Here is a 24928-nt window from a genome sequence, read left to right on the forward strand (position 1 = left end):
TTATTTTACTTCTTCGATTTTACCTCCAAAAACCGTTTTTTGATTTATTTGCTTCGGTTTTCCATAAATGTAAATAGAGCCTCCTGCGCTCACTTTTGCATCAACAAGGGTTGAAGCATTCACATCTGCTTTTCCTCCCGCAGAAACGCTTACTTTCGTTTGTGAGGTCTTTAATTTACTTGCCAACAAATAACCACCGGCTCCAAGACCTGCATCCTGATTATCGGCTTTACCACTTAAAGTAATTGAACCACCAGAAACGGAGCTTACATTAAGTTTATCAACATTTAATTCAACATTAATCGTTCCGCCCTCTTGTGCACTTACTTTAAATACCGTTGCTTTTATAACATCTTTACTACTAACACTGGCTCCTTCATTAACATCTATAAGCTCTAAACGTTTGTAATATACGGTAATATCCAAATCATTTCCCGATAATAACTTAGGAAAAGGCATTCTTAATTTTAATAAACCTTTCTTGTTAACAACTTCGACTTCTGATTCTCTTGCTCCCTTAATTACAATCTTATTTTCTGAAGACTGAACTAATTTTACACTTAACTTATCAAATACTTTAACGGAATCAAAATCACCTAACTCTTTAGTAACCTGACCAAAAGACATCTGAACCAATAAAATTGCAGCTACTATAATTAACTTTTTCATACTTCTATTCTTTTAAATTAAACTTCTATTCTGCTCTTCTTAAAAAATGAAAATCCAACTGTTTTTTAACTAAATCAGCATTTTTAACTTTTACATAAATTTCGTCTCCTAATTGTAAAATGCTGTTTGAAGTGGCTCCAACTAATGCATATTGTTTTTCATCGAAAGTATAATAATCATCTTTTATCTCTCTGATTCTTACCATTCCTTCACACTTGTTGGAAACAATCTCCACATAAATTCCCCATTCCGTAACACCAGAAATAACTCCAAGAAATTCCTCGTCCTGATGATCCTGCATGTATTTCACCTGCATGTATTTGATACTATCCCGCTCAGCATTAGTGGCTAAACTTTCCATATTAGAACAATGTAAACATTTTGTTTCGTAGGCTTCTTCATCTACAGAAGCTCCATTGTCTAAATAATACTGCAGCAAGCGGTGTACCATAACGTCCGGATAACGACGAATTGGTGATGTAAAATGGCTGTAATAATCAAAAGCTAAACCATAGTGACCAATATTCTCTGTCGAATATTTAGCTTTACTCATACTTCTGATCGCCAGAGTATCAATTAAATTCTGCTCTTTTTTACCATTTACTTCTTCCATCAAAGCATTCAGTGATTTCGAAATATCTCCTTTGTTTCTAAAATCTATTTTATATCCAAATTTAGCAATTACGGTTTGCATCGCAATTAATTTGTCTTCGTTAGGTTCATCATGGATTCTGTAAACGAATGTTTTCTTTTGTTTACCAATGTATTCTGCTACTTTTCTGTTGGCCAAAAGCATAAATTCCTCGATCAGATGATTGGCATCTTTTGAAATTTTAAAATACACTCCTTCCGGTTCTCCTTCTTCATCCAGGTTGAATTTTACTTCGACTTTATCAAAAGAAATAGCTCCATTGGCCATTCTTTTTCTTCTTAAAATCTTTGCTAACTCATCTAATTTTAAAGTGGCTTCTGTAATTTCATCAGAAACCGTATACGATTCTCCGGTGATTGAGATATCAACAGGAATTGTATTGTCTTTTGTTTCAATTATATACTGTGCTTCTTCGTATGCAAATCGCTGATCAGAATAAATCACAGTTCTTCCAAACCATTGGTTAATAACCTGTGCAGTTGGAGAAACTTCAAAAATCGCTGAGAAAGTATATTTCTCTTCATTTGGACGTAATGAACAGGCAAAATTAGACAATACTTCCGGAAGCATTGGTACTACTCTATCCACCAAATAAACCGAAGTGGCACGTTGATAGGCTTCATCATCTAAAATTGTTCCTTCTTCCAGGTAATAGGAAACGTCGGCAATATGAATTCCAATTTCATAATTTCCATTCTCTAACTTTTTGAAAGATAAGGCATCATCAAAATCTTTAGCATCTTTCGGATCTATCGTAAACGTTAGTGTATCACGCATATCACGACGTCTTGCAATCTCAGCTTCCTGAATTGAAGTATCAATTTTTTGAGCATAAACCTCTACTTCTACCGGAAAATCTGCCGGTAAACCGTATTCGGCCAAAATCGCATGAATCTCCGTATTGTGTTCTCCGGGTTTTCCTAAAACTCTTAATACAGATCCAAACGGACTATCGGCTCTTTTAGGCCAATCTTCAATACCAACTAAAACAACGTCACCATTTTCTGCTTCTCCCAGTTTATCTTTTGGAATAAAAATATCCGTATACATCTTAGGGTTTGCGGTAGATACAAAGGCAAAATTGGCCTGAATATCAATTACTCCAACAAACTCCGTTTTGTTTCTTTCGATTACGCTAATTACTTCACCTTCAGGTCTTTTACCTTTTCTTCGGTTGTAAACATAAACTTTTACTTTGTCTTTGTCTAAAGCTCTGTTTAAATTATTGGTTGGAATAAATACATCTTCGCTAAACTCATCACAAATAAAATAGGCCGTTTTCCTACTGGTCATATCAATTGTTCCTTCGTAATAATCCTGACTTTCGGCTTTTACTAAATATTTACCCGGTTCTGATTCAATAATTTTCTTTGAAGCAGCCAGAATTTTTAAATCTTTTATAATCTGATTTCTGCTTTTAGTATCGTCAAGTTCAAGTTTTGCTGCTATTTGTTTGTAGTTGAATCCTTTATTTGGGCTTTGCGATAAAATTTTTACTATTTTACTGGAGAAATCTTTCTCTTTTTTTATCGGCTTTCTAATTTTCTTACTCATATATCTTTTCTTAAAAGTTTAAAATTACAAATAAGATATCAGATTATATATTTTAACAAATAAATTATTAAAAATATAACTTTCTGGAAGTCGTTGCAATTCGTCTATTCAAATTAGTACCAAGAACAAATTTTGGTACTATTCATTTGAGTATCTTTACAAAAAGACCTGATATGGAAAGCTTTAAAACCATTGCTGTATTCAATTATTTACACGAAACCGTGGTTCTGAAACACTTATTAGAACAGGAAGGGATTCCTTATTTTTTTGAAAACGAAATGACACTGTCTGTCGTTCCCTTGTACAGCACTGCGCTGGGTGGAATCAAACTCAAAGTTCATCCGAACGATTTCGAAGAAGTTCAGCAAATTCTGGACAATCTGAACAATCCTCTGAAAATCGTTTGAAACAACAATCAAAAACAAATTCAAATTAGCTTTGAATTCAAATAAAATTTAAATTTTTTCTTTTTCAGTTTTCAAAGTTGTCAACATATATTAAATACAACAAAAAAGAATTTTAAAAATTTAAAAAAATTTGTTTGTTATTATAGCTTGTTAATATGTGCTATAAATTTATTTTTAAAAGCATTGAAATGAAGTTTCTCTTAGTTATCTTGAGTTATCAACATACTTATATTTTGTTAAAGGATTAATTTCTAAGCGTTTTTGTATTTTAATTAACAACGGTTGACAACCAAAAATGAATTCAATTTGTAGATAACTTCATAAGTTGATTTTTGTTGAAAATGGCATTTTTGGTATTGATAACTTTTCCAAAAATTCCTGAAACTTTATTAGGTTATTTCATTTGCGTTTTGGATTAGGTTTTTTTTCGACACGACCAAAAAAAACTTCTTATTTTCTATTCTTACTTATTAACAAATAATGTTAACTTAAAGTTAATTGAATATCAACGAATTACGAATCGCTATCAACACTTCAAAATTTTAACAAATATTATAATTATTCTTTATTGGTAATGAGACAGTTACAGAGTTGTTAATAATGTTAATAACTGTTAAGAATTTGATAGTGTGATAGTTATATATTTTGTTTTTTTCCGGCTGGTTTTACGAATGTACATCGATTTTAATTGAGATGATTTATGGAATGTTTATAAGTGAGCAGAAAAAAGAAATTCGTGAAAATTCATGTAATTCGTGGCAAACATTTATTAATTGAGTAAATTTGTACCACACAACTTAATAGTATAGAAAAAATGAAAATTTCGATAGGAAATGACCACGCAGGACCGGATTACAAAAAAGCAATTGTTGCAATGCTGCAGGCAAAAGGATATGAAGTAACCAATTATGGGACTGATACAGAGGCTTCTGTTGATTATCCTGATTTTGGCCACCCGGTTGCAAGTGATGTATCTGAAGGTAAAGCTGATTTTGGAATTGTAATCTGCGGCAGCGGAAACGGAATTGCAATGACGGCTAACAAACATCCAAAAGTAAGAGCTGGTTTATGCTGGACTAAAGAAATTGCTTATTTAACACGTTTACACAACGATGCTAATATTGTAAGTATTCCGGCTCGTTTTACCTCTATTCCTCAGGCAGTTGAGATTGTTGAAATCTTTTTAACAACGGAATTTGAAGGCGGAAGACATCAAAACAGAGTGAATAAAATTGCTTGTCAGTAAAAATTCAAAAAAATTCGGTGCTTCGCACCAATACTAAATACATAAGCCGGGCGGATTTTTAAAATTCATCCGGTTTGTTGTTTAAATAACAGAAGTTTTAATTTTAAGTAACTGATCAAAAGGTATTTATGTAGTTATTAACAATGTAATTGTTTAAAATTTAACTTTCATTTTTAGATAAATCAATACAATCTGAATGAAAAAAATAAACGAGAATTTTATAATAAAAGAAGATTTGCTCGTTTTATGTCTAAAGAATAACATTGCTAAGAACAATCCAACTGTGCCACCAATGGCTTCCAGAAAAAATAAGGTGTTTTCAGGAATTCTTTGTTTGTTTTTCCGGGCTTGATATTTATCATATCCTGCGAGAATAAAAACAGTGATATTTACGACTAAAAAATACGTTAATAAAATTTCCATCGGCTTAAAATTAAAAACAAAGATATTATTTTAGCGGGGTGATTGATTAATCTAATGTCAATTTTGACAGACAGATTATCTCATTTTCTAATCCAGAAATTATTTCATTATAAAGTATGACTAATATTCAATTCATTGCCAAGTCTGTCCCAACAGCAGCAATTAACATTCAAAACACGGTAAAATTACTAGAGGAAGATTGTACAGTTCCGTTTATTTCACGTTACCGAAAAGATACAACCGGAAATCTGGACGAAGTTCAAATTGAGCAAATTGCGAAACTTCAAAAGGAATATGAAACGATTGTAAAACGCAAAGAAGCGGTTTTGAAATCTATTGAGGAACAAAAATCACTTACGCCGGAATTGAAACAGAAAATTGAGCAAAGTTTTGATTTACAGGAAATAGAAGATTTTTATCTGCCTTTTAAAAAGAAAAAGAAAACAAAAGCAGATGTTGCGCGTGAATTTGGTTTAGAACCATTGGCAAAAATCATTATGTCGGAGAATGATGTTGATGTTGATTTTATTTCAACACAATACCTGAACGAAAATGTGATTAATGAAGAAGCTGCCATGCAGGGCGCACGAGATATTATCGCGGAATGGATAAACGAAAATATTTATGTTCGTAAACAATTGCGAAGATTGTATCAACGAAAAGCAGTGATAGCAACTAAAGTTGTAAAAAAGAAGAGTGAGGAAGAAGGAGCTCAAAAGTTCAGTCAGTATTTTGAGTGGGAAGAACCGTTGACAAAAGCGCCTTCACATCGTTTATTAGCAATGCTTCGTGCTGAAAATGAGGGATTCGTAAAAATGAAAGTGGATGTTGATCTGGACGAAGCCTATGACATTATTGATGAAATCATCATTAAAAAACAAAACAGTACAACCGCACATTTGCAGTTAGCGATTGAAGACAGTTATAAGCGATTGCTAAATCCTGCTATTGGAAATGAAACTTTGCAGGAAGCAAAAGCAAAAGCGGATGCTAATTCAATCCAGGTTTTTGCGAATAATTTAGGACAGTTATTATTAGCGCCGCCGTTGGGAGAAAAGCGTATTTTGGCAATCGATCCAGGATTTAGAAGTGGCTGTAAAGTAGTTTGCTTAGATGAAAAAGGAGATTTGTTGTATAATGAAACCATTTATCCTCACGCGCCTCAAAATGAGGAAACTATGGCGATCAAAAAAATTCGTTCTATGGTAAATGCGTATCAGATTGACGCTATTTCTATTGGAAACGGAACGGCATCACGTGAAACGGAGTTTTTCATCAAAAAAATCGCGTTTGACAAACCGTTACAGGTTTTTATTGTTTCTGAGGCAGGAGCGTCGGTATATTCGGCATCAAAAATTGCAAGGGAGGAATTTCCAAATTATGATGTTACGGTTCGTGGATCTGTTTCTATTGGAAGGCGACTTTCAGATCCGTTGGCCGAGTTGGTAAAAATTGATCCAAAAGCAATTGGAGTAGGTCAATATCAACATGATGTGGATCAGACGAAATTAAAAGAAGAATTAGACAATACGGTAATTCGTTGTGTGAACTCGGTTGGAATCAATATCAATACGGCGAGTAAACATTTATTGAGTTATGTGAGTGGAATAGGAGAGAAGCTGGCCGAAAATATTGTTCAGTACCGTTCTGAAAATGGCCCTTTTGAGGACAGAAAACAATTGAAGAAAGTGCCTCGTTTAGGAGATAAGGCTTATCAGCAGGGAGCTGCTTTTATTAGAATTACAAATGCTAAAAATCCGCTGGACAATTCGGCAGTGCACCCGGAAGCGTATCCGGTTGTTGAAAAGATGGCAAAAGATTTAAAACTTTCGGTAAATGAATTAATTGCTAATAAAGAGAAAACAGCGCTTATTAAGGCCGAAAATTATATTACTCCTCAAATTGGGTTATTAACTTTAAAAGATATTATAAAAGAGCTTGAAAAGCCTGGATTAGACCCAAGAAAGTCGGCTAAGGTTTTTGAGTTTGATGCCAATGTAAAATCGATAAAAGATTTGAAAACCGGAATGATTTTACCTGGAATTGTGAATAACATAACAAACTTTGGCTGTTTTGTTGATATAGGAATTAAAGAAAGTGGCCTGGTTCACATTTCTCAGCTAAAAGCAGGATTTGTCAGCGATGTAAACGAAGTAGTAAAACTACATCAGCATGTTGACGTTAAGGTTACCGAGGTTGATGAAGATAGAAAGAGAATTCAGCTGACGATGATACTATAAAAAGGAAATAAAAAAATCCCAAATTACAATCTTATATAATTGTAATTTGGGATTTCTAACAACTCGAAAGTTATTATTTTGTTTCTTCCTCTTCTTTTTTAGCAGCAGGAGCAGATTGATCATCCTTAGCGGCATTTTTGAATTCTTTAATTCCGCTTCCTAAACCTTTCATTAATTCCGGAATTTTTTTACCTCCAAAAAGTAATATCACAATACCTACTATTACGAGGATTTCTGTAAGACCTAATCTTCCCATGATTGTATATTTAATGCCGAAGCAAATTGTTTTCTAAATTTTAAGCAAAGGTATATAGAAATATACGAACAAGGAGTCTTTTTAGATTAAAATATTTGTTTGTGACAGCGTTAAATATTTTATAAAATAGTAAAATAAGTGTATTCGTTCATTTTTGGCTCGCAGCAACAAGACGATTAATTGTTATATTTGCTCGTAATAAATAACCATAAATGACCAGGAAAAAGTTCAATTTCAGGAAAAGTTTATTCATTAAGAACCGATTGGTGATTTTGAATGAGGATACTTTTGAAGAAATTTTTTCGTTCAAACTTAATTTAATGAACGTTTTTGTGACGTTTACTTTGGGTGGAATTTTTTTAATTTTAATTACTACTTTCATCATTGCTTTTACCCCTTTGCGCGAGTTTATTCCGGGGTATTCTTCCTCTGAATTAAAAAAGAACGCGACAGAATTGGCTATAAAATCAGATTCACTGGAAACTGCTTTAAAGAAAAATGAGGCCTATATAAACGGGATTCAGAAGGTTTTAAGAGGAGAATTGGAATATGCAAAATTCAATAAAGATTCTATTTTAGCAGAAACAGATGAGCCTTCGGAGGTGGATATGAAAGCTTCGGAAGAAGAAATTAAATTAAGAGAAGAAGTGGCCAAAATGGAGAAGGAGTCGGGTGAAAAATCCCGAAATAAAAAGAAAAGTGACAAGAATTAATACCTCAAACAATGTCTATTAAGTCAGTAGCAGCAAAATTATTTGCCAGCACCATATATTATCAAACCAAGGCCTGGGCCAATAAACCGGTCGAAACCCAACAAGCTGTATTTAAGAGTTTAATACACAGTGCCAAAGAAACTCAGTTTGGAAAAGACCATCATTTTGATAAGATAAAAACAGTTCATGATTTTAGAAAACGTGTGCCTGTTCGGGATTATGAAGATTTAAAGCCCTACATCGATAAGGTGAGGATGGGGGAAAAAAATATTCTTTGGAAAGGAAAACCGCTTTATTTTGCTAAAACTTCCGGTACAACTTCCGGAGCCAAATACATTCCGCTTACCAAAGAGTCGATGCCTTTTCATATTGAAGCATCCAGAAATGCGATTCTACATTATATCTATGAAACCGGAAATGCTGATTTTGTTGATGGGAAAATGATTTTCCTTCAGGGAAGTCCCATTTTAATTGAAAAATACGGAATCAAATTTGGAAGATTATCTGGTATAGGGGCACATTTTGTACCAAAATATCTTCAGAAAAACCGAATGCCATCCTGGGAAACCAATTGTATTGAAGATTGGGAAACTAAGATTGATGCGATTGTTGAGGAAACGATTGAACAGGATATGACCATTATTTCGGGAATTCCGTCATGGGTCCAGATGTATTTTGAGCGTTTACAGGAAAAAAGCGGCGGTAAGAAAATCACGGATTTGTTTAAAAACTTTCAATTGTTTATTTACGGAGGAGTAAATTACGAACCATATCGTGCCAAGTTTGAAAATCTGATGGGCAGAAAGGTAGACAGTATCGAACTGTTTCCCGCTTCAGAAGGCTTTTTCGCGTATCAGGATTCTCAAAAAGAAAAAGGGATGCTGCTGTTGCTGAACTCAGGAATTTTTTACGAATTTATCAAAGCAGATGAATTTTTTGAACCAAATCCAAAAAGTCTGACCATTGGAGAAGTAGAGACAGGTGTTAACTATGCTTTGATTATTTCAACAAATGCTGGGCTCTGGCGTTATAATATTGGAGATACAGTACAGTTTACTTCCTTATTTCCACACAAAGTTATTGTTTCGGGCCGAATCAAACACTTTATTTCAGCTTTTGGAGAACATGTCATTGCAAACGAGGTCGAAAATGCGATGAAAGAAGCCACGCAAGGAACCAAAGTCGTAATTAATGAGTTTACAGTTGCCCCGCAAATAAACCCTTCAAATGGATTACCGTATCATGAATGGCTGATTGAATTTGAAACAGAACCCGAAAATATGGACGTTTTTGCAGAAACAATTGATAATTCGATGCGAAAGCAAAATATTTACTACGATGATTTGATAACCGGAAATGTTTTGCGTAAAGTTGTGGTAAGCAAAGTTTCAAAAAACGGATTTCAGGAATACATGAAATCGCAAGGAAAATTAGGAGGTCAGAACAAAATTCCTAGATTATCAAATAATAGAGATATTGCCGATAATTTAAAGTAAGATTATAATGAAACAACAGTTTAGTAACACTAGGGTTTTATGAAACTATAGTTTTAAATTACTACTTTCGTTGATTGAAAAATACAAATTGCATCTTCTGAAGAAGAAGATTTTAAAATAGAATAGCATGAAAGAAACCAAACATATATCAAGATCAAGAGCACAGGAATCGTCTGCTGCTATAGAAAAAATGTACATTACAATGCGTCACTTATTCAACCGTGGTTTTTATAAACCAATGGGAGTTTCGGGAGATAGTTTACGTGAGTCATTACTAGCATTACGTCCGGAGATATACGGAAATATAGGGGAAGAAAAAGTAGAACTTAATGGTCTTTTATACGTAATAGAGCGTCTGCCGATAGGAATCGAGCAATGTCGTTTCATTAATTTAACTTCAGACGAAGGATATTCTAAATCACATTTTCAACCCATTGTTCCTCCAAAAAGAAGAAGAAACTGTTATCGTATTGATGAGGAGCAAATGAATGTTGAAATCACTCGCGGGCGATCAGACATTTATGATATTCTGACGCATTTGACTTTTATTTTCATCGAATCACATAAAATTAAAAACAGAGTTTTATTAGATGACGGAGGAGAGGTTTCCCGTGATTGGCTGAAATTAGAACAAGCCGTATTGCAGACGAAGAAGCTTTCTCAAATAGAAAAAGAAAAAGCAATTTCGCATGTTGCTAATATTCTGGCAAGAACTTTTGAAGAAGTTTTGGATATTTATGATGCTTTTGGATCAGAGAATGCTCCTGATCGTTTCCTTCACGTTATTTACTGGTTAGGAAAACTGGCGATTGAAGAAGTAATCGACAATAATAAACGTACCATAACTTTTAGTCCGGTTTTAAGAGAACGTTTAGGGCACCATATTCACGGTGAAATCTGGGCAACTAACATCAAGGAAGTTCTTAAGGCAAATAATCTGTTAAAACGTCCAATTCATGTGATCAGTGCAAATATGCACAGTGTCATGAATTCAATTTTTGCAACACCGTTGTTGAAAACAAAATTTAAGGACAAGTCTGATTTCTATATTTATGAAGAATTAAGTAAATCAGGTGCTAAAGAAATTAGAAGCCATGTAGAAGAGCTGGCGTTAAAAAACGGAATGATTTCGCTACCGGATAGCTCCGGAACGAATATCGATGTTCAGATTTTTGATACGGCTAAAATTGACTGGGGAAAAACGGCTTTTCCAAAAGCAAAACTGGAAGAAGAAAAACCAGTTATTATTGTAATGGATTATGCATTTGGAGAACAGGCGTATGAAACGATTGACGAACTTTTGAAACCGTATAAAAAAGATACTTTATTGAACGTAAAATCGGTTTCGATAATGGGTAAAGCCGGAATTCTGGAAGGTGGAAAAGGAGATATTATGATTCCTACTGCACACATAAATGAAGGAACTGCTGATAATTATTTCTTTGAAAATGAATTAACAGGAGCCATGTTTGAAGGAAATGATATTGCTGTTTTTGAAGGAGCTATGGTTACCGTTTTAGGAACATCGTTGCAAAACAGAGATTTGTTGAAATTCTTCCATGAGTCTACCTGGGGTGTAATCGGTCTTGAAATGGAAGGTTCTTATTATCAGAAAGCGATTCAGTCTGCCTCTAAAATCAGAAAAAGTGTACCACACGATATTAAAGTTCGCTATGCTTATTATGCATCAGATAATCCATTGGAAACAGGTAGCACATTAGCTTCAGGTGGATTAGGTACAACAGGTGTAAAACCAACGTATCTGATCACCATTAAAATTTTAGAACAGATTTTCAACGTAAAATAAAACTTATAAATGAGTACAAGAGTACCCCAAAATCAAGAAGATCAGGAAATTGATTTGTTGCAGATTTCAAAAAAAATCAACCATTTTTTTCAGAGGATCAATACTTCTATTTTTAGGGGTATTCAGTTTTTTGTTCGAAACTGGATTTTGGTAGCAGTACTCATTTTGTTAGGTTTTCTGACGGGTTGGTATTTGGATGCCAATAGAGAATCGTATGATAATAAAATTATTGTTGCACCAAATTTTGGGAGTGTTGATTATTTATATGCAAAGATTGATTTAATTGATTCAAAGATTGCTTCCGGAGATACTGTTTTCTTAAAAAGTGTTGTTGGAATTTCGAATCCTAGAGTAATTTCAAAAATTGAAATTAAACCCATATCTGACGTTTTTAAATTTGTAGAAAATAAAGAACAAAATTTTGAACTTATAAAGTTAATGGCCGAAGATGGTGACATTAACAAAATCTTATTGGATAACGTTACCAGTAAAAACTATACTTTTCATTCGATTTCATTTATCTCAAATGAATTAATTGATGAAAAAGAAATTATAGAACCGTTACTAAAATACTTAAATAACTCGGAATACTATAATTCAATTCAAAAAATAGAATTCAAAAATGTTGAGCAGGAAATTGCTCAAAATGATACTATTATTGCTCAGATAAATGATGTTTTAAACGGGTTTTCAGGCACAGTAAAAAACACTACTAAAAATGATAAATTAGTATATTATAACGAGAATACACAACTAAATGATATTATAAAGACAAAGCAGTATTTGGTTACTGAACAAGGAAAAAATAGGCTAAAATTAGTAAGTTTTGATAAAACGATTAAAGACATTAACGCTACTCTAAATATAAAAAATACAAAATCTATCTTCGGAAAGTTAAAATTTATACTTCCAGTTTTATTTATTATTCTATTTGGATTTATAAATCTTTTTAAAATTTTTTATAAGAAACAAAAGTTTTTAAATTCAAATAAATAATGATTAAAAATTATTCTAATTAAAGAATGGAATATATTATTAGTTTAAAAAAAATCTATTTAAAAAGTATATTACAATGAAAAAACAGCTAATTTTTATAAATTTAGTTTTACTAATTTTTTTATATCATGTAAGAATAAAGAAGAAGTTACACCAGTTGAGGAAATTAAAGCCAATACATTTGATGTAATTGTTGATCTAAAAATACAAAAGGATGACGAATTAATTCTCTTTTACAAGGATCCTTCTATTGCATATTTTGATGGTAAAAATACAGTTTATAACGGTGTAAAAGGAAGTTCAGAGATTCAATCGTTGACATTCAGTGTTCCGGAAGGAATTTTACCAAATGATATTCGTCTTGATATTAGTTCAAAAAAGGATCAAGATCCGATAATAATTAATGCAATAACTTTAAGTTTTGAAGGAAGAGTTTTTAAAATTGAAAAAAGAGATATTTTAAAATATTTTACGCCAAATGAATTTATAAAATTTGATGAAGAAACAGGAGAAGTAAAGTTTATTAAAAATGGAGAAAATTTTGATCCGTATTTTTTAACAAAACCAGTAATTTATACTGAAATAGAAAAAGTAAGAGGAGTTCAATTGTAGTTTTTTTAATACAATTAATTTTTTGAGGCTGTCCCTTCTAAGGTATAACTTTCTTTTAATAATAATACATAAATATTGAAACTAATTTTTGATATATTTCAGCAATGTAAAAAGCATAAAATTTTAGCTTCAAATTTCGTGTATCTTTCTATTCTTCAAGGATTAAATTTGCTTTTACCTTTAATTACTCTTCCTTATTTAATTCGAGTATTAGGTGTTGAGTATTTCGGACTATTGTCATTTCTTTTGCATTTGTTACCTATTTTCAAATTGTTACAGATTATGGTTTTAATGCTACTGGAACTCGTGATATTTCATTAACTATTGACGATTATGTAAAGCATAATTTGATTTTTAATCAAATTATGTCAGCAAAATTATTTTTAGTGACAGTAAGTTTTATTTTAATGATGACACTTGTGTTTTCATTTGAAATTTTCAGAACATATTGGGTTATATATTTATTTTCATTTGGTTCTATTCTTGGACAGGCAATTTTTCCTGTTTGGTATTTTCAGGGAGTTCAAAAGATGAAATATATTACTTATCTCAACTTAATTACCAAGTTAGTTTTTACTATAGCACTTTTTATTTTTGTTAGAGAAAAATCTGATTTTTACCTAGTTCCCGTTTTTAACGCTTTAGGGTTTATATTTGCCGGAGTTTTTGCGTTGTTTTATATACATAGAGATTTTAATATTAGATTTCAAGTACAACCGTTAAGTGGTATCATAGAGCAACTTCAAAAATCGAAATATGTATTTTTATCTGAACTTAAAATTTCTTTATTTACGAATACAAATACTTTAATTTTAGGAATTTTAGCAGGAAATCATGCTGTTGGATACTTTTCAGCAGCAGAAAAACTTGTTAGGGCTGTGGGTAATTTTCAAACTCCAATTTCAAATACAATTTTTCCATACCTTTCAAAGGAAATGATTGTTGATAAGTTAAAAACAGTTCAAAAAATAAATAAAATAACAAAATTTGGAGCCATTTTGTTTTCTGTAATTATAGTCGTATGCTTTTGCTTTGCAGAGCAAATCATAGTAATTATTTATGGTAGTCAAATGTTTCCTGCAGTACTTTTATTCAGAATAGTAATTCTTATACCCTTGTTATCGTTTTTGGATACGATGTTCGGTAAACAGATTCTATTAAATTTAGGAAAAGATAAATTATATTTTCGGGTTATATTGTTTGCAACAATTTTAAATTTGATTATTAATTTGATTTTAACTCAATTATATCAAGAATTCGGTACAGCCATTTCGTTGCTGATTACGCAAATTTTTATAGTCTTAGGAATGTGGTTCTATGCAAGAAAAGAGATGGATAAAATCGTTCTAAAATAAATTAGCATGAAACAAATAAAAGTTAGTGTGATTATTCCAGTATATAATGCGGAACGCTTTTTAGAAGATTGTATTAAGTCGTTAACAAATCAAACATTGCAAGAATGTGAGTTTATTTTTGTGAATGACGGTTCATTTGATAAAAGTTTGGAAATAATTGAGAAGTATCAAGAACTTGATAAAAGAATTAGAATTATTAATCAGGAAAATACTGGACGAAGTATAGCAAGAAATGTTGGAATAATTGAAGCAAAAGGACAGTATATCGGTTTTATAGATTCTGATGATTTTGTGGCAGATGAAATGTTTGAAACTTTGTACAATAGAGTAAGTAAGGAAAATGTAGATTTGGTTGTTTCTAATTATTTTTTAGGAAGAGATAAAAAGTATGTATTTAAAAAAGAAATATTTCCAGTAAATATAGTTTATGATAAAGAGTACATTCAAAAGAAAATTATTTCGAATTTGTTAGAAAGAGAGGATCTTTTTTCAGTTTGGAATAAATTATATAAAAGAGATCTTATTTTAGGACATAAGATAACTTTTCCAAGTGGGTATGAAGAAGATCAATTGTTTAATTTATTAGCTTTTAATGTAGCGTCAAATGCTCTCTTTATAGATTATTCAGGTTATTTTTACAGAGAAGTTTTTAATGGAGTTTCCAAAAATCTTTTTAAAGTTGATTATTTTGAAATAGCGCGTCAGAAACTTCATTTAGATTATAAAGAAAGATGTGATTTAATCCTTCCAGAAGAAGAGATAAATAGACTAAAAGCAATTCGATTTGTTCAGAAAGTTTTTTATTTGATATTTAAGTACGCAACTATAGAAACTTCTTTTTCGGAGAAATTTGAAAAAATAAAAACCATAGCTTTTGATCCCGAAGTTATTAAGGTATCAAAGAAGTATTCTGAAGATATTTTAAACAAACAAGGAGTCTTTGAAGTATTAGTTTTGAAAATTATAAAAAACAAATCTGAGAGGGGTTTGTATTTATTAGTTTTGATGGCTAAAGTTATGTATCATCCAAGAATCTCAGAAGTGGCCCGAAATCTAAATAATCTGAAAATCAAAAAACTTAAAAGTATTGCTTAGAAAATTATATACAATATTATTCTTTTTAGGATTTTTCTTTTTTCCATTCAATACTTATGAAGGAATTCCTTTCCTGGGCGAATTTAAAAGTGAGGCTGGTGCTATTTTTTTTATTGCGGGATTTTTGGTTTTGTGTGTTGACGTTATCTGTTCCAGAAAAATTCATATACCTTATAAAAATCTTATTTTTCAATTAGTAATGTTTTTTCTAGTTTGGTGTTTGATTACCACTCTATTAAATATAAATACTGTTTTATCTAATTATTTTAAACAAACAGGCGGTATAAATAGATTTATAAGACAATATTTTGCTTTATTATTATCAATTTTAGTGTTTTTGATTTTGTATATCAATGTTTTGGCTAAAATGCATTTGAAAGAAATTCTTTTTAAAATCAGGAAAATTTTTCTTTGGTCTTTAGTAGTAGCTTCTGTCTGTGGCTTTCTTCAAATTTTAATTTCCGCAGGAGGATATCGTTTTTTTCACAAAATCCTGGAGTTATTCAATTATTTTCCATTTTTAGAAGTTAATCTTTTTCCTCAAGAAAGAATTTCATCAATATGCTATGAGCCACCATTTCTGGCAATTTATTTAATTACAATTTCAGGATGGATGTTTAGTTACATCATTACTAGTAATAACCCATGCAGATTTTTACCTACAATTTGTATTTTAGTTTTAACTTATTTTTCAGGATCTCGTACAGGACTTGTTGTAATTTTTATTCAGTTAATGATTTTTTCAGTTTTTCTGTATAAAGATCAAAAATTCAAGAAATATATTATAAATTTTGGATTAGTATTTTCTCTTTTTTTTAGTGTGTTACTGGTTTTAAACGGAGAAAAAGTACTAAAATCTGTATCTGAAAAAATGGATTCTTTAGACTTTAAAAAGAATCTAACAAAAAGTGTTTCTAATCAATCACGATTCGGAATGCAATATGCTTCTTTGCAGGTGTTTTTAGAAAATCCGATTATTGGTGTAGGATTTGGTCAGCAAACCTATCATAGTAGAACACATTATCCAATATGGGCAACTCGAAACAATTATGAATTTACATTGTTTTATAAGAATAAAAAGAAAGAGCATTTCCACCTGGATATAATATCTATACGCGTTTGATGGCAGAGACAGGATTAGTTGGAATTATATTGTTCTTAATGATACTTTATTTTTCAATTAATGAAATACGACTATTAATAAAAATAGCTAAAGGAGAAGAAAAAGTTCTGTTAATGATTCTTCTTATTTCACTTATTGGTTTATATGTAAATTGGTTTCAAATAGATACTTTTAGAATGTATGGTGTTTGGTTAAGTTTGGCAATTTTAATTAGAATGAGAAAAAAATCAAATTTAGCAGAAAATGAATAAGATTGTACTTTTGATTCCCTACTATAATAATTCTATTGGGTTAATAAAATCGTTGAATTCGATTGATGCTAGTGAAGAATTGGACATTATCATTGTAGATGACGGAAGTAAAAATAAATTTGATGAGGCAACACTTCGAAAGAATTTTAAAGCAAAAGGAACTCTTTATTTCGAATATTTCAAGAAAAATCAGGGAATTGAATTTGCATTAAATCATGGACTTAAAATTAGTCTTGAAAGAGGATATAAATACACCGCAAGACTAGATTGTGGAGATGTTTGTTTAGGAAAACGATTTGCTATTCAGGCAGCATTTTTAGATCAAAATCCTGAAGTAAAAATTGTAGGTTCAAATGTATTGGCAGTTGACAACAATGATAATTATTTGTATTCAATTAATTTACCATTAGATGATAAAGAAATAAAAAATAAGATGTATTTCAACTCTATGTTAATTCATCCGGCAATATTATTTACTACATCAATTATAAATGCTATAGGATTTTATTCTACAAATCATAAATCTGCAGAGGATTTTGCTTTCTTTTTTGCTATTTCAAAAAAGTTTAAAATGGCTAACATTGAGCAATATTTGACCCAAATTGAAATTAATGAAAATGGGATTTCAATTCAAAGAAGAAGGAATCAGGTAAAAGCGAGAATACAAATTATTAAAGAAAATTTTTATATTGGATATTATCCGATATATGGGCTTATTAGGAATTATATCTTGCTAGTTATTCCTTATACTATAATTTTAGCAATCAAAAAAAGATTAAAAAATGAGAGATTTAATTAAAGAAAAAGGTTTTGAATATCTCATTTATATATTATTACTGTCGTTATTTTTTTCAATGGCGGTTCCAAATATTATACTGGTAATTTTGTCCGTTTACACAATTATTAATTGTATAAAAAATAGAGCTTTAGTATTGAATTTTACGTTTTCAGCAAGAACAATTTTATTAGTTCTATTGGGATTTCTTACAGTAAAATCAGTTTTTTTTGGTACGATAGTGTATGATTTTAAGATTTATAAAGGATTCTTTTTATTGTTTTGGCTAGCAATTGTTTTGAAAAAAGTAACCAATCTTAATTCTTTAAAAGGAGTTCTTCTGTGGGGGATTAATGCTGTAATTGTATGTTCTGTCTTTTTAGTAGGTCTGTTTTTTTTGAAACACCATAGCTTACCTTTTTCAAACACGGCCGAGGTAAATGACTTATTACTTCTAGAGAGACCTTACATTGGTTTTATTGCTGTTTTAGGGTTTTTACTAGCTATTGAAAAAGTATTTCTTTCAATACAATATAAGTATGTTTGGATAATCAATGCAGCATTGTTATTCTTATTTATAATTTTAATTTCAGCTAGAATTTCTATTATAACATTACTTTTAGTGACAATAATTTATTTGTTTTTTTACGTTAAAATTAGCTTTTTAAAAAAGGTAATTTTTCTTATCTCTTTTATTGTTTTCTTTGGATTTATTGTGGTAACAAACAAAAATATATCAGAGCGTTTTTTTATCAAGAGTAATCTTGAAGAATCACTTAAAGTAGCGTCTGATTATGAACCAAGAATTGTAATCTGGAATTGTGCATTTTCAATGACACAGAAAAGTGATTTTAATTCTTTCATTGGATTCGATGGATACAGTACAGTTTCAGATAATTTTTTAGATTGTTATAGTAATACTATTGAAAATGTATCTAAAAAAGAATATTTTCTCTCAGAAAAATTTAACTCTCACAATCAGTTTATAGATTTTTATTTAATTGGAGGTTTAATTGGCTTAGCACTATTTGTTGCTTTTTTTATTAAATTATTTCTGGAAGTCAGAGAGAATTTTTTTCAAACAGCTATTGTCGCATCTTTTTTATTGTTTTTTTGTGTTGAGAATATATTTTACAGGCAATTTGGATGTTATCTTGTAGGGATATTTATTTTAAGTTTATGTTATACTAAGAAGGAAATAAATGAATAAGATTAAAATTGCTCATATTTTGCATTCTGTTGGTGGTGTCGATGTATCGTTGCGTCAAATCCTTGAGAATATAAATACAGTAAAGTTTGAAAATATTGTCATACATGGCGATTCTGATACTCAGGGTTTATTTCGTGACAAGAATTTTGAATCAATTATAGAATTCAAATTACCGATTTACAGGGAAATTTCTTTAAAAAATGATTTTTTAGCTATAACAAGAGCACTAAAAATTATTCGTAAAGAGCGACCAGATTTAATACATTCACATAGTACAAAAGGGGGAGTTATTGCCAGATTAGTTGGCTTTCTAACGGGTATAAAAGTACTTCACACGCCACAGGCTTTTTCTTATTTATGCACAGAAAATAAAATAAAAAGAATTGTTTTTTTATTAATTGAAAAACTACTTTCAAAGGGAAATTCAATTTTGTTAGCTTCTTCAGAATCAGAATTACAAAGAGCGATTAATGAGGTAGGATATGTAAGATCTAAAACCGCACTTTTTAATAATGCTATAAGACCAATTGAGAAAGTTTTAAAACTCTCTGTACCAAAAACATGGCCAGATAATTATCTCTGTAATGTTGGTAGACCATGCTATCAAAAAAATACCGAAGAATTGATACGTGTGTTATATGAAGTTAATAAAACAATAGACATACATTTGGTTTTAGTTGGTGTTGGATATCATGCGGATCAATTGAATATTGTTGAAAATCTCGTTTTAAAGTTAAATTTAAAAGATAAAATTACCATTCTGAATTGGACTTCAAGGGAAGATGTTTTGCACATTATTGGTAAGTCAAAATTATACGTTTCGACATCAAGATATGAAGGATTACCTTATGCAATAATTGAAAGTTTAGCATTATCTATTCCAAATGTTGTTTCAGATTGTGATGGAAATCGTGATTTGATAAAAAATGATTTTAATGGTTTTTGTATAAAGGATAATAATACAGAAGAATTTAGTCAAAGGATAATTAAATTGTTGAGAGAAGAAGATTTACACAATGAGTTTTCAAGAAATGCAAAAGAGACATTTTTACTACACCATAATATTAATGAAAAAATAAAGAATCTTGAACTTATTTACAGAGAAGAATTAAAATAATATAATAACAATATGATTTAAAGATTTTTCGGATTATTTATTGTAATTTTTTTCTTATAATTGCAATAATTTTTAACCATTAGTTTTTAAATTATGAAAAAAATATTTTCAACCATTGCTATTTTTGCTAGCATATTATCTTATTGTCAAAACATTTTTCAAAGTGGTGTTAATGTTGGTATCGGGACAAGTACACCAACCAGTAAATTAGAAATTTACGACATCCTTAATATGAAACTATTATTAGGAGTTATACCTACGGGTAGTGCGGCAAATGAACCTACAATCCTGTTTTCCAGGTGGTCGGGTAACCCAGAAAAAACATATACTTCGAATGCAATTCATACTCTATTTTCCCCAACAGGAACCGATGGAAATAATTTCGGATTAGCTTTTAGTACAATACCTCTTCATGCAAATAATGATTTTTCGGGAGCCAAAGTTAGATTGTTTATAAGTAATAATAACGGTAATGTCGGTATAGGTTCAATCAATCCCGATGAAAAACTTACAGTAAAAGGTAAAATCCATGCTGAGGAAGTAAGAGTGGATTTACAGGTCCCTGCAGATTATGTTTTTCAAAAGTACTACACAGGTAAATCAGATTTAAAATCGGATTATGTGATGCCAACTTTAGCTGAGGTAGAAAAATTCACAAAAGAGAACAATCACTTACCAAGTGTCCCTTCAGCTCAGGAAATAAAAGAAAAAGGACTACAGGTAGGAGAAATGAGCAACGCACTTTTGCAAAAAATAGAAGAATTAACACTTTACATTATAGAACAAAATAAAAGGATTGAATTACTTGAAGCAAAGTTAGACAAGAAGTAATTGCTTTCAAATGTTTTTCTTTGTGATATTCTAAGAGCTGCCTAATTATTTTTTTAGGCAGTTTTTTTATAGAATAGTTTTTATAATTTTCAAATCAGTTACATTTGTGAGGTATAAATAATTACTATGAAAAGAATACTTATTACAGGAGCAGCCGGATTTCTGGGATCGCATTTATGTGATCGTTTTATCAAAGAGGGATACTATGTTATCGGAATGGATAATTTGATTACCGGAGATCTTAAAAACATAGAGCATTTATTCAAATTAGAACATTTCGAATTTTATCACCACGATATCACCAAGTTTGTGCACATTCCAGGTGATTTAGATTATATTTTACATTTTGCTTCACCTGCAAGTCCGATTGATTATTTAAAAATTCCAATTCAGACCTTAAAAGTAGGATCTCTGGGAACACATAATTTATTGGGATTAGCCCGTGTGAAAAAAGCAAGAATTTTAATTGCGTCAACATCCGAAGTTTACGGAGACCCGTTGGTTCACCCACAAACAGAAGAGTACTACGGAAACGTAAACACCATTGGTCCGCGTGGGGTTTATGATGAAGCCAAACGCTTTCAGGAATCGATTACCATGGCCTACCATACTTTCCATGGGGTAGAAACCAGAATTGTACGTATTTTTAACACCTACGGCCCAAGAATGCGTCTGAACGACGGGCGTGTAATTCCGGCCTTTATCGGACAGGCATTGCGCGGGGAAGATTTAACCATTTTTGGAGATGGAATGCAAACACGTTCATTCTGTTATGTAGACGATCAGGTCGAAGGTATTTTTAGACTGTTGCATTCAGATTATGTATATCCCGTAAATATTGGAAATCCGGATGAGATTACGATTAAGGATTTTGCAGAAGAGATCATTAAATTAACAGGAACCAATCAAAAGGTAGTCTACCATCCATTACCGGTAAATGATCCGTTACAACGCCAGCCAGACACCACAAAAGCGAAAGAGTTATTGGGTTGGGAAGCAAAAGTAAGCCGTTCTGAAGGAATGAAAATTACGTATGATTATTTCAGATCACTTTCGAAAGAAGAGCTTTCAAAAGAAGAACACAAAGATTTTTCGAACTATATCAAATAAGAAAATTTAAACGGGCAATTATTTCCAGAATAATTGCCCGTTTTTTATTAAGTTACTTAAAAAGCATTCTTTTCGATGAGTTCCTTCATTTGCTGGTCCAAATTAAAATGACTTTTGGCATGAAGAAAAATAGCCTTTTTCATCTTCTGAATTTCTGCTTTACCTAATGTCGATATTGTTCCTAAAGTTGTATTTAATTGTTGGAAATCTTCAACGGGAACTACCCAACCAAGGTTATTCTCTTCTACAATATTTTCTCCTTCGCCTCCTCCATAGTAAAGTATTGGAAATCCTAAAGCACTATATTCAAATATTTTGGACGGAACAGAGCCGTAAATCCTTGTTTTGAGCGGAACAAGGGCAATATCTAAATTTTTTAAAGTTTCATGCAAAACATTTCGTTCTAACATTCCGTGAAAAACAATTTTTTTAGTTGGATTCTGGTTGAGGTAATTCACAATCTGAGTTTTCTCGGCACCATCACCAAAAATATGCAGTTCGATGTTATCATTTTCTAAATTCAATTGCTGAATAAGTTCAAAAACTCCTTGCGCAACGCCTAATAATCCGGCATAGAATAGTTTAATAGGTTCGCTGGAATTGTTTTTTTCTTCGAGGAAATCTTCAACAAAATGATCCGGATAATTACGATATAGAAAACATTTTTTTTCGGGAAAGATGGAATGAATATGGGTAATGATTTCATTAGATTGCCCAAAAACATGCGTTGCTTTTTGGTAAATAAAACGTTCAATAAAAAGCAAAATTTGGTGTGAAATACTGTTTTTCTTTAATACCTGCAATTCGATAGCGGCAGTTGGCCAAAGATCTGAAACATTCAAAAGGATTGTTTTACCCTTAATCCAAAGTACAAAAACAGAAACAAACGAAAGTAATAGTGGCGGTGATTGTACAATTACTTTTTTAGGTGTCTTGGCAAACAATAAATAAAAAAACAAAGTACTTGAAAACGATAGTGTCGAGACAATTCGTTTAAAGATATTCGAACTGTTACTCGGATAGATCCAAAGACGTTTTAAGGTAATATTCTGGATTTTTTCGGTAACAGAAAACCGGCCTTTGTATTCCGGAAATAATTCGCCTTTTGGATAATTTGGAAGCGGAGAAATTACCGAAACTTTATAACCATTTTGATCCAATTTTAAAGCTAGTTGTTCTATTCTATTGGCCGCAGCACCTTTTTCGGGTGGATAATAGTTTGATATGATTAGAATATCCTTCATTATTTTTTAGCCAGTAAAATTGAAACAATTCGTTCCGATGCTTTTCCATCCCATAAATCCGGGACACCACTTTTCTTGGGACCATTTTTTAAAAATGAACCGTATACCTTTTGTAAATTTTCTAATGACGTTCCAACAATAGTATTTGAACCAATGGTCTCGGTTTCAGGACGCTCAGTGTTATTTCGCATGGTAAAACAAGGAATTTCCATTACGGTTGTTTCCTCAGAAATACCACCGCTATCAGTAATAACGGCAAAACTGTTTTGTATTAAATACATGAAATTCAGGTAGCTTTGTGGAGCAACAAAGAGGATATTTTTAAACTTAGTTGAGCTTTCACTTAAGATAGCCTGTGTTCTGGGATGAATTGGAAACAATATTTTTTTGCCTTGAGCTAAATCATCAATTCCATGTAGTAAAGCAATAAGAGAAGAAACTTCGTCTACGTTTCCAGGACGATGTAAGGTTAGAACAATATAGTTTTTTTCACTAAGCTGATGTTCTTCCCAAAAATCCGGAGCCGAAATTCTATTGATGTTCTGATATAAAGTATCGATCATAACATTTCCTACGAAATGTACATTTTCAGGATTTGATCCTAGTTTTAATAAATTTTCTGAAGCGGATGTGGAGGTCGTAAAAAAGTAATCCGTAATGCTATCTGTCAGCATTCTGTTGATTTCTTCCGGCATTGTTAAATCTCCGGAACGAATTCCCGCTTCAACGTGTGCTACCTTAGTATTGCATTTTTTGGCTACAATCGAACACGCCATAGTAGAATTTACATCACCAACAACCAAAACTAAATCACAAGGATTTTGAATAAGTTCCTTTTCGAAAGCAATCATAATTGCAGCTGTTTGTTCTGCCTGAGAGCCACTTTTTACTTCCAGATTTACATTTGGTTTTGGAATATTTAATTCTTCGAAAAAGGTATCACTTAAGTTTTTATCGTAATGCTGTCCTGTGTGAACCAAACGAAAGGAAACATCAAAGCCTTGATTTTGCTTGTCTTTTATAGCGTTAATAAGAGGTGCTATTTTTATAAAATTAGGTCTTGCACCTGCGATTAGGGTGATTTTCATGGGACTATTAGATTCTTTCTAAAAACATTCTTTCGGCAAAAGTAAAGTTTAAATTGGAATTTAATCAGAATGGAATAATTTCTTAAATAGCGAACTGTGAATTTGCTTATTTTTTATAACCAATTTTTACTCTCTCATTTCCATCTTCTTTTTTCTCGGTTAGTTCATCTAAATAGGAAAAAACCAATTCAATATTTTTGTCATGATTTTCTAACTTCTTTTGAATCTGAAGAATATCCACTTTAATTTCAGTTGTATCTAGCAGCATTTCTCTCACTTTGGTGAAAATGCGCATAATTTGTATATTAGTTTGAATGGCTTTATCACTTTTTAAAACGCTTGATAACATTAAGATTCCATGTTCAGTAAATACAAAAGGTAAATATTTTTGATGCTCACCTCTTCCTTTTTTTAAGGTCACAATTTGTGACCTTAAAGAATCGGACTCTTTTTTTGATAATTCAAACATGAAATCGTCAGGAAATCTCAATAAGTTTCTTTTAACAGCTTGTTTTAGAGCCTTAGTTTCAATTCCATAAAGTAAAGCCAAATCACGATCAAGCATTACTTTTTGATTGCGGATATAATATATTTTGTTAGAAATAGTTTCTTCAGAAAGTAAAGATTGATCTTCCATAAGTTTTCATTAAAAAAACAA

Annotated in this window: 24 protein-coding genes and 1 pseudogene; 18 read left to right on the forward strand and 7 right to left on the reverse strand. The window is 31.3% G+C overall.

Annotated features, from left to right (window positions below; all coding sequences use genetic code 11):
• Both M4I44_RS04615 and rnr read right to left on the reverse strand, forming a co-directional pair.
• Nucleotides 1–669, reverse strand: a complete 669-nt coding sequence (locus M4I44_RS04615) for a head GIN domain-containing protein (protein WP_017498762.1) — start codon at nucleotides 667–669, stop codon at nucleotides 1–3.
• 25 nt (nucleotides 670–694) lie between these two features.
• Nucleotides 695–2875, reverse strand: a complete 2181-nt coding sequence (gene rnr / locus M4I44_RS04620) for a ribonuclease R (protein WP_017498761.1) — start codon at nucleotides 2873–2875, stop codon at nucleotides 695–697.
• Nucleotides 2876–3048: 173 nt separating this feature from the next.
• On the opposite strand from rnr, the gene M4I44_RS04625 reads away from it, so the two are divergent.
• Together M4I44_RS04625 and rpiB are read left to right on the forward strand one after the other, a co-directional pair.
• Nucleotides 3049–3282 carry a putative signal transducing protein gene (locus tag M4I44_RS04625; RefSeq protein ID WP_017498760.1) on the forward strand — a complete coding sequence of 78 codons (234 nt, stop codon included), beginning with the start codon at nucleotides 3049–3051 and terminating at the stop codon, nucleotides 3280–3282.
• Between the two features lie 814 nt (nucleotides 3283–4096).
• Entirely contained in the window at nucleotides 4097–4528 is a 432-nt protein-coding gene (rpiB, locus tag M4I44_RS04630; RefSeq protein ID WP_249966648.1) for a ribose 5-phosphate isomerase B, read from the forward strand.
• 153 nt (nucleotides 4529–4681) lie between these two features.
• Here the strand turns inward: rpiB and M4I44_RS04635 are convergent, their stop codons facing one another.
• Complete coding sequence (locus M4I44_RS04635; protein WP_249966649.1) at nucleotides 4682–4951, reverse strand: DUF1294 domain-containing protein; 270 nt, start codon at nucleotides 4949–4951, stop codon at nucleotides 4682–4684.
• Nucleotides 4952–5067: 116 nt separating this feature from the next.
• Between M4I44_RS04635 and M4I44_RS04640 the strand changes: the two genes are divergently transcribed.
• Nucleotides 5068–7191, forward strand: coding sequence for a Tex family protein (locus M4I44_RS04640; protein WP_070906231.1), 2124 nt, complete (start codon nucleotides 5068–5070; stop codon nucleotides 7189–7191).
• Nucleotides 7192–7264: 73 nt separating this feature from the next.
• On the opposite strand, the gene M4I44_RS04645 is transcribed toward M4I44_RS04640, so the two are convergent.
• A complete protein-coding gene (locus M4I44_RS04645; protein ID WP_017498756.1) occupies nucleotides 7265–7447 on the reverse strand; it encodes a twin-arginine translocase TatA/TatE family subunit in 183 nt (60 codons plus the stop codon).
• A 212-nt stretch (nucleotides 7448–7659) separates the two neighbouring features.
• Here M4I44_RS04645 and M4I44_RS04650 point away from each other — a divergent pair, with 212 nt between their 5' ends.
• From M4I44_RS04650 to M4I44_RS04715, 15 genes and pseudogenes are all read left to right on the forward strand, one after another.
• On the forward strand, nucleotides 7660–8160 hold the full coding sequence (locus tag M4I44_RS04650; protein WP_017498755.1) for a hypothetical protein: 501 nt from the start codon (nucleotides 7660–7662) through the stop codon (nucleotides 8158–8160).
• An 11-nt stretch (nucleotides 8161–8171) separates the two neighbouring features.
• Nucleotides 8172–9656 carry a GH3 auxin-responsive promoter family protein gene (locus M4I44_RS04655; RefSeq protein ID WP_089078495.1) on the forward strand — a complete coding sequence of 495 codons (1485 nt, stop codon included), beginning with the start codon at nucleotides 8172–8174 and terminating at the stop codon, nucleotides 9654–9656.
• A 127-nt stretch (nucleotides 9657–9783) separates the two neighbouring features.
• Nucleotides 9784–11463: a hypothetical protein gene (locus tag M4I44_RS04660; protein WP_249966650.1), complete on the forward strand. Its 1680-nt coding sequence runs from the start codon at nucleotides 9784–9786 to the stop codon at nucleotides 11461–11463.
• A gap of 9 nt (nucleotides 11464–11472) precedes the next feature.
• Nucleotides 11473–12459 carry a hypothetical protein gene (locus tag M4I44_RS04665; RefSeq protein WP_249966651.1) on the forward strand — a complete coding sequence of 329 codons (987 nt, stop codon included), beginning with the start codon at nucleotides 11473–11475 and terminating at the stop codon, nucleotides 12457–12459.
• 315 nt (nucleotides 12460–12774) lie between these two features.
• Nucleotides 12775–13071 carry a hypothetical protein gene (locus tag M4I44_RS04670; protein WP_249966652.1) on the forward strand — a complete coding sequence of 99 codons (297 nt, stop codon included), beginning with the start codon at nucleotides 12775–12777 and terminating at the stop codon, nucleotides 13069–13071.
• 138 nt (nucleotides 13072–13209) lie between these two features.
• A pseudogene (locus M4I44_RS04675) lies at nucleotides 13210–14141 on the forward strand (oligosaccharide flippase family protein); the annotation flags it as partial.
• Nucleotides 14142–14426 (forward strand): polysaccharide biosynthesis C-terminal domain-containing protein, encoded by a 285-nt coding sequence (locus M4I44_RS22575; protein WP_371923037.1) that lies wholly within the window; start codon nucleotides 14142–14144, stop codon nucleotides 14424–14426.
• 6 nt (nucleotides 14427–14432) lie between these two features.
• Nucleotides 14433–15521 (forward strand): glycosyltransferase, encoded by a 1089-nt coding sequence (locus M4I44_RS04680; RefSeq protein ID WP_249966653.1) that lies wholly within the window; start codon nucleotides 14433–14435, stop codon nucleotides 15519–15521.
• The gene (locus M4I44_RS04685) at nucleotides 15514–16644 is read left to right on the forward strand and encodes an O-antigen ligase (RefSeq protein ID WP_249966654.1); all 1131 of its coding nucleotides are present in this window, start codon (nucleotides 15514–15516) and stop codon (nucleotides 16642–16644) included. The genes M4I44_RS04680 and M4I44_RS04685 overlap by 8 nt, the downstream gene beginning before the upstream one ends.
• On the forward strand, nucleotides 16644–16895 hold the full coding sequence (locus tag M4I44_RS04690; protein WP_249966655.1) for a hypothetical protein: 252 nt from the start codon (nucleotides 16644–16646) through the stop codon (nucleotides 16893–16895). The genes M4I44_RS04685 and M4I44_RS04690 overlap by 1 nt, the downstream gene beginning before the upstream one ends.
• Complete coding sequence (locus tag M4I44_RS04695) at nucleotides 16888–17694, forward strand: glycosyltransferase (RefSeq protein WP_249966656.1); 807 nt, start codon at nucleotides 16888–16890, stop codon at nucleotides 17692–17694. The genes M4I44_RS04690 and M4I44_RS04695 overlap by 8 nt, the downstream gene beginning before the upstream one ends.
• Nucleotides 17678–18880 carry an O-antigen ligase gene (locus M4I44_RS04700; protein ID WP_249966657.1) on the forward strand — a complete coding sequence of 401 codons (1203 nt, stop codon included), beginning with the start codon at nucleotides 17678–17680 and terminating at the stop codon, nucleotides 18878–18880. Before M4I44_RS04695 ends, M4I44_RS04700 begins: the two co-directional genes overlap by 17 nt.
• Nucleotides 18873–19997 (forward strand): glycosyltransferase, encoded by a 1125-nt coding sequence (locus M4I44_RS04705; protein WP_249966658.1) that lies wholly within the window; start codon nucleotides 18873–18875, stop codon nucleotides 19995–19997. The genes M4I44_RS04700 and M4I44_RS04705 overlap by 8 nt, the downstream gene beginning before the upstream one ends.
• A gap of 93 nt (nucleotides 19998–20090) precedes the next feature.
• On the forward strand, nucleotides 20091–20828 hold the full coding sequence (locus M4I44_RS04710; protein ID WP_249966659.1) for a hypothetical protein: 738 nt from the start codon (nucleotides 20091–20093) through the stop codon (nucleotides 20826–20828).
• A 126-nt stretch (nucleotides 20829–20954) separates the two neighbouring features.
• Nucleotides 20955–21938, forward strand: coding sequence for a UDP-glucuronic acid decarboxylase family protein (locus M4I44_RS04715; RefSeq protein WP_017496849.1), 984 nt, complete (start codon nucleotides 20955–20957; stop codon nucleotides 21936–21938).
• 56 nt (nucleotides 21939–21994) lie between these two features.
• On the opposite strand, the gene M4I44_RS04720 is transcribed toward M4I44_RS04715, so the two are convergent.
• From M4I44_RS04720 to M4I44_RS04730, 3 genes are all read right to left on the reverse strand, one after another.
• Nucleotides 21995–23182: a glycosyltransferase family 4 protein gene (locus M4I44_RS04720; protein WP_249966660.1), complete on the reverse strand. Its 1188-nt coding sequence runs from the start codon at nucleotides 23180–23182 to the stop codon at nucleotides 21995–21997.
• Nucleotides 23182–24270, reverse strand: coding sequence for a non-hydrolyzing UDP-N-acetylglucosamine 2-epimerase (gene wecB / locus M4I44_RS04725; protein WP_249966661.1), 1089 nt, complete (start codon nucleotides 24268–24270; stop codon nucleotides 23182–23184). Before wecB ends, M4I44_RS04720 begins: the two co-directional genes overlap by 1 nt.
• 106 nt (nucleotides 24271–24376) lie before the next feature.
• A complete protein-coding gene (locus M4I44_RS04730; protein ID WP_249966662.1) occupies nucleotides 24377–24907 on the reverse strand; it encodes an ORF6N domain-containing protein in 531 nt (176 codons plus the stop codon).
• Nucleotides 24908–24928: the final 21 nt, after the last annotated feature.

Source organism: Flavobacterium sp. B183 (assembly GCF_023539155.1).
Classification (GTDB): domain Bacteria; phylum Bacteroidota; class Bacteroidia; order Flavobacteriales; family Flavobacteriaceae; genus Flavobacterium; species Flavobacterium tructae.